Below are 12,542 nucleotides of genomic sequence, written 5' to 3' on the forward strand. Positions count from 1 at the left end.
AACCCAGATGATATTTTTATAGACGCTCATTGTGTTAAGATATGCAAATACCCCTTGATTTTTGTTTATAAAATTTCGATATCGATAGTAATGAATCTTATGAAGGAATGGAATTTTTATGTCTGACGAAAAAAACAAATTTACTGACGCTTCATTGGAAAATTGCGATTTGAAAAAAGCAGCTGATCGTGATGCACTTAAACAAGCTGCCGATGAGTTTTTAAAAATGCGTAAAGCAGAAGCTCGTGCAGATGTTGAAGAGGAAGGAAATGAGTTTACTGATTCCTTAGCTGCTTTGCAGGATGAAAATAAAGAGCTGAAAGATCAACTTTTACGTCTTGCTGCAGATATGGAAAATCTTCGGCGTCGTACTGCACGTGATGTGGCTGATGCAAGGGTTTATTCAATCGCTAATTTTGCACGTGATATGTTATCTGTTTCCGATAATCTCAACCGCGCTTTGGAGGCTATTCCTGAAGGGGCAAAGGAGAATGATGCTGGTTTGAAAACATTAGCTGAGGGTGTTGAAATGACTGAGCGTGCAATGATAGCAGCATTAGAACGTCACGGCGTGAAAAGAATTCATCCAGCGGGACAAAAATTTGATCCTCACTTTCATCAAGCAATGTTTGAAATTTCTAACTCCGATGTTCCAGATAATACTGTTCAGGAAGTTGTTCAGGCAGGTTACATCATCGGCGAACGTGTTTTACGTCCAGCGATAGTTGGCGTAGCCAAAGGGGGGGCAAAAGAAGCTTTTACTGAATCTGATTCCGCATAAACATCTGCAATGTAAGACCACAGTATTACAACGTATGTAGCTTCACATTTTGAAGCATTTTATTAAAAAAGGTTTTAAAAGGGTGTTAAAAACACCCTTTATCTTTGAAGTACCCAACTTCCTTTCACAATATAAGGAGAATTGCTTTCGGGAGATGGAGATAACAGTAAAACAAAACGGTCAATCTCAAAAGGAGGAAATGAAAAATCACTCCGATGAGACAGATAAGGAGGAAGATCCTGAGGTCTAATATCGAGCAATCTTGCAAGAGTGATATGCGGGGTAAATTGCTTTTCATCAGGCGTTAACTTCAAGCGGTTCCGGATATTTTGCATCTGTTCGTGCAAAAGATTAAGAGTTTCACAAGGCTCAATACGGACAACAAGAGAATGGGGGGCATCTTCTGAACCAAAAACTTTGAAACCGTTTGTTTTTAGCGCAAAAGGGGGAAGTTTTATTGTATCCAAGGACCGAATAATCTCATCTGCTACCCCGTCTTCAACTTCACCAAAAAAGGATAAAGTTATGTGAAAGTTTTGCGGGTTAATCCACTGCGCATTTGGCAAGCCATTTTGCAGCGATATAAGAGCGCTCGTTGTTTCTTGTGGAATCTGAAGTGCACTAAACAAACGTTGCATGTTACCTCTTTATAGTTAGAAAACATCACTGTGAGCACAATGACGTATGAATTAATAAGTAGATCACTCCACTAGGAATGGGGCAATCATATAGAAAAAAAAGAGCTAAAAAATGGCTATCATAATTATGAATTTAAGATAATCTTCATATTTCCAACAAAATGCAAGTTGCGTGCAATTTTATTGCAGAGATATGCAATGAGGTTTGCGCTTTCATTATCAACGCTACAAATACAGCTTAAAATAAGAAAAGTTGATGGACTTCTGATTGTGGGATCATCTTTTACATTTTTCAGAAGTAGACTCAAAGCTACTTTAGCATGTCTTTATAACCATTTTATTATTGCGTGTTAAGCGTGGCAATAGCCATAACGATCAAGCATAAAACTGATCAAATATCTGTAGGAAAGGAAACTTATACAGATATCACGTACAACAATACAATGATTACAAGCACGTATGCCTACAATCATTGTAACGGCAATACAAACGGAATATGAATTCTGATATCTTTAAGAGAAAGCTGATATCTTTAAGATAAAACGAGAAAGCCAATTAAAATAATTATGGCAAGAAGTCTCTTTTATCTCAGGGGTTATCATGCTTTTTTTGGTGAGAAGTTTTAGTGTTCCTCTCCAAATTTATTGTTGATAAGTTTTTCAAGAGCATCGAGTGCATCCCTTGCTTCAGGTCCTGAAACGCGGATAGTCAGGTTACAACCGGGTGAAGCTGCTAACATCATAAGGCCCATAATTGATGAGCCACCAACGACTTTTCCATCCTTTTCGACTTCAACAATGGCGTTGAAATTGTCAACAGTTTGTACAAATTTTGCAGAAGCACGGGCGTGTAATCCACGTTTATTACAGATATTAAGATGGCGACTTAGTATAATACATGAGAGAGTGTCTTTGGAAAGCATTGATGTTTCATTATCCGCTATAAAGTCATACTTGGTACATTAATATATTTACGCCCTGCTTCTTGCGCTATTCTTAAAGCTTCTGATAATGAAATATCAGGAGATTGTCGAATAGAAATCAGTTTAATGAGCATGGGTAAATTAACCCCCGCAATCATTTCAACGCGTCCTTTTTCAATAGCAGGAATAGCTATATTTGACGGTGTTCCACCGAACACATCTGTTAATATGATCACGCCATGATTGGTATCTGTAGAGGAAACTGCGGCTATAATATCACTTTGGCGCTGATCCATGTCATCATCGGGATAGACGCATACTGTTGCGAATTTCTCTTGTGTTCCAACAACATGTTCTACAGCATGCAAAAATTCAACAGCCAGCTCACCGTGCGTTACAAGCACGAGTCCAATCATGTTACAAAAACTCCTGTTAACTAAAGATCCGACCATATCATATGGTGGGAAGAGTATTCTACAAGGCTTTGCTGTGCTGCCAAGAAAAATTTTCAAAAAAAGGCAAAAATAATGGTTTTTTCCCCTTTAGAAAAAAATTAGACAGATTTAGACCATTTTTTTCTAAAAAAGAACGCTTCAATAGCCTGACAAATAGCTGTGCAATCTGCTTCATGAAGGCTGGGAAGTTTCAAAAGAGGAATATGCAAATCTGCAAATTTAAAAGTCTGATTTGTGGAGAAGCGTTCATATTCAGGACCGAGAAGAATAACGCAGTCAATAGTTGTGTGTTTTTCAAACTCTATTGTATAGAGACCAACACCACGAATCTCAATACCGCCCTGCAACCCTTCAGGAGTGTATCCGTGGAGTTTTCCATTTTCTACACAGAGCATTGTATAATCATCACTGATAAGCTTTGCTTCACGTTTAGACCACTCAGCACGATCAAGTAAAGAAAGGGTGAGGGTTGACTTTCCTGAACCAGATGGACCGATAATCAACAGTCCCTTGCCTCCAAGTTGGAGACAATTTGCATGGAGTATTTCATTTTTTGTTGTCATGCCTTTTGCTTTTGGTAAAGAGATTACTTAGCGAAGGGAAGCATAATAATAAAACGTGCACCGGTTTTACTATTTTCGAGTTTGGGGTCAACAATATTTTCAGCTGTAATTGTTCCCTTATGCGCTTCGATGATTTGCCGACTAATAGAAAGGCCGAGTCCTGAGTTTTGTCCAAATGTATCTTCGTTTGGTCGATCCGTATAGAAGCGTTCAAAAATACGTTCAATATTCTCTGAACGAATACCAGGCCCATTATCTTCAATGGTTAAGGTGAGAGTTGAAGCATCACTTTTCATAGTTATATAAATTTTGCCGTTATCATGGGGAATGAAGGAACGTGCATTTTCAATGAGATTTGAGATTACTTGCCCCAAACGGAGTTCATGTCCCAACACAAGGTAAGCTTTTCCATGAGGACGTGGAGCAATATTAAGGCTGATATCAATAGTTTGCGTATTACGGTATACTTCTTGAACAGCATGAACAAGACTTTCCAAAAGCAATGTCATATCAACAATCTGCGCGGTTTCACGAGCAAGCTCTGCATCGAGCCGAGAAGCATCAGAAATATCAGTAATCAAACGGTCAAGACGACGCACATCGTGTTGAATAATTTCAAACAGTTGTTCTTGTGCTTCTTCATTTTTAGCTAGTGGGATTGTTTCAACGGCACTACGCAAGGAAGTAAGGGGGTTTTTTAATTCGTGGCTTACATCAGCAGCAAAGCGTTCAATGGCTTCAATGCGCATGTAAAGGGCGTTAGTCATATCTCGAATAGAGGTTGAAAGATGACCAATTTCATCTTCGCGCATTGAAAAATCAGGAATTTCTACGCGCTTATTATTGCCATTGCGCACACGGTTGGCAGAGGCAGACAATTTGCTCAATGGATGTGCAATCGTATGGGCTAAAAATAAGGAGAGTATGAGAAGTACACTTCCGACAACGGCAAAGACTTTAAAAATGACCAATCTTTCGCCTTTTACAATGTTATCAATATCCGAACCGGTGGTTGAAAGAAGAAGCGCACCCACCACGGCACGATAGCGCTGAACAGGCACGGCGACAGAAACGATTAGTTGACCTTGCCTATTGCGTCGTTTGGCAGTAGCAAGAGATCCATTGAGTGCTCGGTAAACTTCTGGAGAAGTAATACTCTGGCTTTCTTCTTTTCCCCTATTAGTTGCAATACCATTACCATAAAATACGCTTGAAAACCATGAAGTAAAGCGTTTCCAAAGTTTTTTTTCAGTTTTAGGAGGGGGTAAATCATAGCTGAAAACTTCGCCGCTAGAATAAAGAACGCGCGAATCAAGAAGTAAAGTAGCATCACGATCATAGATACGTGCTCTTGTCGTTTGGGGCGTGATGAGGCGGCGTAAAAGAGGAGCAACCAGTTCAGGATTAATAGGAAAATCCCAAGAGTCGGTTGATTGAGGTGCGGGTGTAACGCTTTCTCCTGCTTGTAATTCCAAAAGTTTTTGGGGATCAATGAGAATAGAATTCGTATCTATCGTTGCAGAGGCAGCAATGGCTCCAGCGATAATTTTTCCTTGGGTACATAAGCTTTTGATTTTCGCTTCAATTAAACCATCACGAAATTGGTTAAGATATAAAATGCCTGTAACCAGAATAGCAAGGGCAGCGATATTTAAAATGACGATGCGACGTGTAAGACTGGAGAAAAGCAATTGTCTGAGCAAACGTTGTACCCGAAAACGGAAATGGGCAAGCATCAGAAATGGTGTTTTAGGTATGTTGCCTGATACTGTTTTTTGCAGAGTTTCCGGTTGAGTATTTTTTGTCATCGATTTGATCGCCGTTCAAATTTTTGCGACAAAATAGCTTCATACCTCGTGGAAACGATAACCTACACCGTAAAGTGTTTCAATCATTGCAAAATCATCATCCACTTGTTTAAACTTTTTACGCAGACGTTTAATGTGACTATCGATGGTACGGTCATCGACATAGACCTGATCACTATAAGCAGCATCCATCAAAGCGTCACGACTTTTCACAACTCCTGGTCTTTGTGCTAAGGTTTGTAGAATCAAAAATTCTGTAACAGTTAGGATAACAGGTTTATCTTTCCATGTACAGGTGTGACGTTCTTGATCCATCACAAGATCTCCACGTTTGAGAGAAGAGGTCGGGGAGGCTCCTGTTGCAAGCGGTTGATTACGAGCATTGGAACGACGTAAAATAGCTTTTACACGTTCAATGAGAAGACGTTGAGAGAAAGGTTTAGTAATAAAATCATCAGCTCCCATTTTAAGACCAAACAGTTCATCAATTTCATCATCCTTAGAAGTAAGAAAAATAACTGGAATGTCAGATTTTTGACGCAATCGGCGCAAAAGTTCCATTCCATCCATTCGGGGCATTTTAATATCAAAAATAGCTAAATGTGGGGGATGCAGTGTTAGACCTTTGAGTGCAGATGCTCCATCTGTATAACTTTCAACCCGATAGCCTTCTGTTTCAAGCGCAAAAGATAAAGATGTCAAAATATTACGGTCATCATCAACAAGTACAATCGTTTGCGTGATTGTTGGAGTATCTTTCATGACTTTTTAGACCTTTCTATTGCTACGGTAGAAAATCACCCCCGTTATTTATATGGGAGTTCACATTTTTTTTGCAAAACAAATATGATACAAATTGTAATTAAGAAAAAAAATTTTCATCATTTACGGTAACATCTTGTTTTATCTCTAGAATTTTATAACGTTTTTATACGCATTAAGATCCCTTTGCGTAGGAAAAATTTTCATAGAGATGTTTTTTATCAAAGTCTATTGTTATCTCTGTCCCAGAATTGAATAGGTTGGTTTTTGATCGTTGAAGTTTAGAAAATCCGCCTATCTGTTTTAAGAGCAGAGAAAAGAGGATGGTGATATATGCAAAAATTCACATCCACTTGCACGAAAGGAGGTCATAATGGGATTTTTTAATTTTGTTAAAACGGTTGGCGAAAAGCTTGGTGTTGGGGGGCATGAGCCAAAAGAGAAAGATTTTAAGGCGGCGTTTGATAATTTTCGACTTGGCACAGAAAAAGTGAATATTCAGGTTGAAAATGGCAAAGCTGTTTTGAGTGGTGAGGTTCCAGATCGGGAAACACTTGAAAAAGCACTTTTGGTTGTTGGTAATTCGCAGGGTATTTCTTCTGTTGATATCGATCAATTAAAAGTTGTAGACACTACATCTATGAAAGCCTCTCGCTTCTATGAGGTGAAATCTGGGGATAATCTTTGGAAAATTGCTGAAGAAGTTTATGGAAAAGGACAAGGTGTTAAAAACACATTTATTTTTGAAGCCAATAAACCAATGTTGAAATCGCCCGATAAAATTTACCCTGGACAAGTTTTGCGTATTCCTGAAATTGATCACGCTTAATCAAAAAGAGAATGGGATTTTTGCTTTTTTACAGTGTGTTTTGCAGCATTAAACAAAAATAAGAAGCGTGAGATTTTCCACACGCTTCTATGGAGTGGTAATAAAAAGTTTAGTGAATAGGGGTTGATTTGGAAGGTGATGTTGCTGCCATAGAGTTCACAGAAAAATCAACGTCAATAATTCCCGCCTTTTCAAATGTCAATTTTGCGCTGACTTTGTCACCTACCTTGAATGGTTGTGAAAGCCCCATAAACATGATATGATTGCCACCAGGTTTAAGTGTGATTTCGCCATTGCCGGGAATTTCGATGCCATTGTGCATTTTTTCCATTTTCATGATATCGTTAACGACAGCCATAGAGTGGATTTCTGTTGATTGTACACCGGTTGTCGAAATAGAAATCAATCGGTCTGGGGTGTTGCTGTGATTTATGATATAGAGATAACCGCTGCTCATTTTTATGCCTCTAGGTGTCGCGCGGGTCCAAGGATGAAGGATTTCTATGTCACCAAGTTTATATTGTTGAGCGGCTGCGGGTAAGGTTGCGCAAGCAAAGAGAAGGGCCCACACGACATGTGTAATAATCTTTTTGAGTGGATATTGTACGTGAACTGGACCTTTAGATATAAGATTTTTTATTTCCCCAACAATAACTGTCATCATTGATTTACCCTCCTTGTGTTATGCTCTCTTTAGAGAGCTTTTCCCTATTTTAGCAGAGTTTTTATCTAAAATAAAAGGAAGAATTTCTGGAATTATCTTGATTGGAATGTGAGGATAGAGGAATGGGACTCTTGGTTTTTTTAGAAGGGTGATACAGTCTAAAATGATAGTGCGCTTAAGGTAAAGCGTTTGTTCTTAATATATGGAAAATTTAAGAAGTATATGAGTAAGCAGAAGATCATTTTGGGTTCATTCAGAGCATAACTTTTAAACAGCAATGAAGCTTAGGTAGTGAATAGCAGAGCTGTTGAGAGTGAATTGACAGATAATATTCTCAAAATTTAGCATTCGGTAGGTTTAGGCTTAACTCTATAAGTAATAATGTAAGGAACATTGCGTTCATTGGCTATATAAGGATATAGCGTTCATGAGAGATTGGGATAAGGAAAGCTGTAATATGGCGGGGTATAAGCCACTCGCGGTTGAGCACTATTTTAAAATCTTTCACGTGAATATCTCATGTGATTATGAGAAATCAAGGAAGAGATGTGCAATCATTATCTTTATTGTCTCAATTTTTACAGACTTATATGTTTACGAGCATGCAGGAAAGATATGCTATGATATCTGTATCTTTAATAAATATGGCGTTTGCGCGTAAGTAGAATGCTTATTTTAAAAGAAAAATTTCATTTTGGGAATGTTTCTCTCATTATTCTCTTGTAGCGATAAGAGCCTGTTCTTATATACGAAGCAACAAAACTTGTTGCGACTTGCAGCTTATTGTTTGTGTAACTTGAAGTGAGAAGCAGATTTTGAGTGTTATTAAGGAGCTGTCTTAGAAAGATGCTTTATGAAGGTTGAGATAGCTTGCTGAATGGAGATTATAATATGGCAAAAGTAATTGGTATTGATTTGGGGACAACGAACTCTTGTGTCGCTGTTATGGATGGCAAAAACGCAAAGGTTATTGAAAATTCGGAAGGAGCACGGACGACACCTTCTGTTGTTGCCTTTACTGATGGGGGAGAGCGGCTTGTTGGGCAGCCTGCTAAACGGCAAGCGGTTACGAATCCTGAAGGAACGATTTTTGCGGTTAAGCGTTTGATAGGGCGCCGTTTTGATGACCCCATGGTAGAAAAAGATAAAGCGCTTGTGCCTTATAAAATTGTTAAAGGCGACAATGGTGATGCATGGGTTGAAGAAGCGGGTAAGAAATATTCTCCGTCACAAATTTCAGCTATGATTTTGCAAAAGATGAAAGAAACAGCTGAGTCTTATCTTGGTGAAAAGGTTGAGCAAGCTGTTATTACGGTTCCTGCTTATTTTAATGATGCACAACGTCAGGCTACAAAAGATGCGGGTAAAATTGCGGGACTTGAAGTTTTGCGGATTATCAATGAGCCGACAGCAGCTGCTTTAGCATATGGTTTGGATAAAAAAGACGGAAAAACAATAGCTGTTTACGACCTTGGTGGTGGTACATTTGATATTTCTGTACTTGAAATTGGAGATGGCGTTTTTGAAGTTAAGTCAACCAACGGGGATACATTTTTAGGTGGTGAAGACTTTGACATGCGCTTGGTCGGTTATTTTGCGGATGAATTCAAGAAAGAACAAGGGATTGATCTGAAAAATGATAAGTTGGCTTTGCAGCGCTTAAAAGAAGCGGCAGAAAAAGCAAAGATCGAACTTTCTTCTTCACAGCAAACGGAAATCAATCTACCATTTATCACAGCAGATCAATCTGGTCCCAAGCACTTAACAATGAAATTGACGCGGGCAAAATTTGAATCTCTCGTTGACGATTTAGTACGGCGTACTATCGAGCCTTGTAAAGCTGCACTGAAAGATGCAGGATTGAAAGCTGGTGAGATTGACGAAGTTGTTTTGGTGGGTGGTATGACGCGTATGCCCAAGATTCAGGAAGTTGTGCAAAGCTTCTTCGGCAAGGATCCACACAAAGGCGTTAATCCCGATGAAGTTGTGGCGATGGGTGCTGCCATTCAAGGGGGCGTTTTGCAAGGCGACGTAAAAGACGTATTATTGTTGGATGTAACGCCTTTATCTTTGGGCATTGAAACGTTAGGCGGAGTTTTTACGCGTCTTATCGAACGCAATACCACTATCCCAACTAAAAAATCACAAGTTTTTTCAACAGCTGATGATAATCAGAATGCTGTGACTATTCGTGTTTTCCAAGGTGAACGCGAAATGGCTAATGATAACAAGTTACTAGCTCAATTTGATCTCGTTGGTATTCCACCAGCACCGCGTGGTGTGCCTCAGATTGAGGTTACTTTTGATATTGATGCGAATGGTATTGTAAATGTTTCGGCTAAGGATAAAGGAACTGGTAAAGAACATCAAATTCGTATTCAGGCATCGGGTGGTTTAAGTGACGCTGACATCGAAAAAATGGTAAAAGATGCAGAAGAACATGCAGCTGAGGACAAAAAGCGCCGTGAAGGTGTTGAAGCTAGAAACCAAGCAGAATCACTTATCCATTCAACTGAAAAATCGTTGACGGAATACGGCGATAAAGTATCAGCTGAAGAGAAACAACAGATTGAAACTGCCATATCTGATTTGAAGACTGCGCTTGATGGTACTGATACTGGAGAAATAACAGCAAAAATGCAGAAATTAGCAGAAGTTAGTATGAAGCTCGGACAAGCTATGTATGAAGCTTCGCAAGCAGAAACAGCCAACACTGAAACAGATGCAAAGGATGATGATGTAGTTGATGCTGATTTTGAAGAAATTAATGATAAGAAGAAATAAGTGTAGCAACTGTGTTGAATAGTTAATAAACCCAGCCTTTGAAATAGAGGGATGGGTTTATTATTTGAGATGAGTTGCAACTTTGTTGCTAAAAATATAAGTTGGAAGCAAATGTTATCCATTAAGATGGATGACAAAAAACTATCAGGAATACATGATGAAGGTTGATTATTATGAAATTCTTGGCGTGACTCGCGAATGCGATGATAAAAAGTTGAAATCTGCTTTTCGTAAGCTGGCGATGCAATATCATCCTGATCGCAATGCGGGGAATAAAGAGGCAGAACGGAAATTCAAAGAAATCGGCGAAGCTTATGAAGTTCTCAAAGATCCTCAGAAGCGGGCTGCTTATGATCGATTTGGCCACGCAGCTTTTGAAAATAACAGCCAAGGGGGAGCAAATCCTTTTGGCGGTTTTTCTGGTGCTGGTGGGTTTGCTGACATTTTTGAAGATTTTTTTGGTGAAATTATGGGGGGAGGCCACCGTAAACGCGGTGACGGTCGTGAGCGTGGTGCAGATCTGAGTTATAATATGGAAGTGACTTTGGAAGAGGCATTTTTAGGAAAAACTGCGCAAATTAATATTCCCTGTTCTGTTACTTGTGATGCTTGTGAGGGATCTGGCGCGAAAAAGGGCTCTAAGCCACAGGTTTGTGGAACTTGTCATGGAGCTGGTCGTGTGCGGGCTGCACAAGGTTTCTTTTCTATTGAACGAACATGTCCTGCATGTCATGGACGTGGTGAAACCATCACGGATCCATGTCCAAAGTGCCAAGGAACGAGACGGGTAGAGAAAAAACGTTTATTGAGCGTAAATATCCCAGCTGGCATTGAAGATGGTACGCGTATTCGTCTTTCTGGTGAGGGAGATGCTGGTATTCGTGGTGGTCCTAGTGGTGATCTTTATATTTTTCTTTCTATTAAGCCGCATGAGTTTTTTCAGAGAGAAGGTGCAGATCTTCACTGTCGCGTTCCTATTTCAATGGTGACAGCTGCTTTGGGAGGAGAATTTGAGGTTTCTGATCTTGATGGTGTGAAAGCACGTGTCAAGGTTCCAGAAGGGACACAAAATGGACGCCAGTTTCGCCTTAAAGGTAAAGGTATGCCCATGTTACGTCGTCAGCAAGCAAAGGGTGATCTCTATATTCATATCACTATTGAAACACCGCAGAAACTAACGCAAGAGCAACGCGAATTGTTGCAAAAATTTGAGAAGCTTTCAAATCACGAAAATTCACCACAATCGCATGGTTTTTTTTCACGCATGAAAGAGTTTTTTGAGAATATTTCTGGTCAAAATTAGTGAATGCTTATCAGAATGAGTGTAGAGAGAGGGTGTTTGAAAGATTGTTTTAATTAAAGCTCCTATTGCATCACAATTTTTGGAAGCATTAATATCTTTCTTGCTTGAAGAAAGAAGGGGTTTTGTTGGTTGTTTTAGAATGAATTTCTGTTGCTGGTTAGTTTTACGTTTCATTTCATATCTTTTATGAGAAAATCTTGTTTCGAGCACTTATAATCTGTGAAAAACAGTTTATCTAGGCGCCAATATCAGTATATTGACTATATTGATAATATCTCCAGTGTCGCTATAACTACACTCTATATATGCAAAGTTTTTTGTGATTTTTCTCCTAAAAATCTACCTTTTTCTGAGTTTTTTTAATCAAGTTGCCGTTTAAACGCAGACTGTAAAATCGTTCGGTTGAAGACAAGATCTGATGAAATAGAAAAAGCAGAGTTCGCGCGTATCTTAGAATTTTTTAGTGAAATATTTTAGAATATTTGCAGCAGTTATCTCTTGTAGATAAGTCCCAGAGATATTTTTCATATCAATTCATGTAATACACGTGCATGTCTTCGGAAGTTTTTGATAATGGATCTCAAGCTGATTGAGGCTTTTCCTTGTTTGTTCGTTGCAGTCAATTCTATTTATGTGAGGGGACGGAAACGAATCACGCTTTTGTTGTTTCAAAGGGAAATGATATTCAAATCCTTCATTTTTATCTCTTTAGGCAATGAGTACCCACAAATTAGCTGGCTGTATGTATTTTTTTTAGTTAACAGAAATGATAATTTTCATTTCGGATATTTTTAACTGAAAAAGGGGTTTTACGGTTCGTTTCTTAATCTTATATTTTGTAACGTCAAAATGTTCATTTTAGGCATTGGACAATGTGATTTTACTAAAAGTTTTTTTACGTGACTCTATTTTAACATGTATGGCGGTCAATTTCACCATTATAAAAAATTTATTTTCTCTTATAAAATCAATAGTTGTATATATCCATATTCATTGTTAAAGATCCTACTATAGGATAAAATTAGTCAGTTGT

The 12,542-nt window shown here is 38.7% G+C and carries 11 protein-coding genes; 4 read left to right on the top strand and 7 right to left on the bottom strand.

The window, feature by feature from the left end; all coding sequences use genetic code 11:
• The first annotated feature begins 118 nt into the window (after nucleotides 1-118).
• Nucleotides 119-781 carry a nucleotide exchange factor GrpE gene (grpE, locus tag ABD915_RS01585; RefSeq protein ID WP_345114218.1) on the top strand — a complete coding sequence of 221 codons (663 nt, stop codon included), beginning with the start codon at nucleotides 119-121 and terminating at the stop codon, nucleotides 779-781.
• 98 nt (nucleotides 782-879) lie between these two features.
• On the opposite strand, the gene thpR is transcribed toward grpE, so the two are convergent.
• From thpR to ABD915_RS01615, 6 genes are all read right to left on the bottom strand, one after another.
• The gene (gene thpR / locus ABD915_RS01590; RefSeq protein WP_345114220.1) at nucleotides 880-1,419 is read right to left on the bottom strand and encodes an RNA 2',3'-cyclic phosphodiesterase; all 540 of its coding nucleotides are present in this window, start codon (nucleotides 1,417-1,419) and stop codon (nucleotides 880-882) included.
• 622 nt (nucleotides 1,420-2,041) lie between these two features.
• Nucleotides 2,042-2,341, bottom strand: a complete 300-nt coding sequence (locus ABD915_RS01595) for an HPr family phosphocarrier protein (protein WP_345114222.1) — start codon at nucleotides 2,339-2,341, stop codon at nucleotides 2,042-2,044.
• A 17-nt stretch (nucleotides 2,342-2,358) separates the two neighbouring features.
• On the bottom strand, nucleotides 2,359-2,757 hold the full coding sequence (locus ABD915_RS01600) for a PTS sugar transporter subunit IIA (RefSeq protein ID WP_345114225.1): 399 nt from the start codon (nucleotides 2,755-2,757) through the stop codon (nucleotides 2,359-2,361).
• 137 nt (nucleotides 2,758-2,894) lie between these two features.
• A complete protein-coding gene (locus tag ABD915_RS01605) occupies nucleotides 2,895-3,359 on the bottom strand; it encodes an HPr kinase/phosphatase C-terminal domain-containing protein (RefSeq protein ID WP_345114226.1) in 465 nt (154 codons plus the stop codon).
• Between the two features lie 23 nt (nucleotides 3,360-3,382).
• Nucleotides 3,383-5,167, bottom strand: a complete 1,785-nt coding sequence (locus ABD915_RS01610) for a stimulus-sensing domain-containing protein (RefSeq protein ID WP_345114229.1) — start codon at nucleotides 5,165-5,167, stop codon at nucleotides 3,383-3,385.
• Nucleotides 5,168-5,206: 39 nt separating this feature from the next.
• A complete protein-coding gene (locus tag ABD915_RS01615; protein WP_007552305.1) occupies nucleotides 5,207-5,929 on the bottom strand; it encodes a response regulator transcription factor in 723 nt (240 codons plus the stop codon).
• Between the two features lie 373 nt (nucleotides 5,930-6,302).
• Here ABD915_RS01615 and lysM point away from each other — a divergent pair, with 373 nt between their 5' ends.
• Nucleotides 6,303-6,758 carry a peptidoglycan-binding protein LysM gene (lysM, locus tag ABD915_RS01620; RefSeq protein WP_345114232.1) on the top strand — a complete coding sequence of 152 codons (456 nt, stop codon included), beginning with the start codon at nucleotides 6,303-6,305 and terminating at the stop codon, nucleotides 6,756-6,758.
• 109 nt (nucleotides 6,759-6,867) lie between these two features.
• Here the strand turns inward: lysM and ABD915_RS01625 are convergent, their stop codons facing one another.
• Nucleotides 6,868-7,422, bottom strand: a complete 555-nt coding sequence (locus ABD915_RS01625) for a copper chaperone PCu(A)C (RefSeq protein ID WP_345114235.1) — start codon at nucleotides 7,420-7,422, stop codon at nucleotides 6,868-6,870.
• 891 nt (nucleotides 7,423-8,313) lie between these two features.
• On the opposite strand from ABD915_RS01625, the gene dnaK reads away from it, so the two are divergent.
• Both dnaK and dnaJ read left to right on the top strand, forming a co-directional pair.
• Entirely contained in the window at nucleotides 8,314-10,206 is a 1,893-nt protein-coding gene (dnaK, locus tag ABD915_RS01630) for a molecular chaperone DnaK (RefSeq protein WP_345114238.1), read from the top strand.
• A gap of 157 nt (nucleotides 10,207-10,363) precedes the next feature.
• Nucleotides 10,364-11,509 (top strand): molecular chaperone DnaJ, encoded by a 1,146-nt coding sequence (gene dnaJ / locus ABD915_RS01635; protein WP_345114421.1) that lies wholly within the window; start codon nucleotides 10,364-10,366, stop codon nucleotides 11,507-11,509.
• Nucleotides 11,510-12,542: the final 1,033 nt, after the last annotated feature.

The organism is Bartonella jaculi (assembly GCF_039543045.1).
In the GTDB taxonomy this organism is placed as follows: domain Bacteria; phylum Pseudomonadota; class Alphaproteobacteria; order Rhizobiales; family Rhizobiaceae; genus Bartonella; species Bartonella jaculi.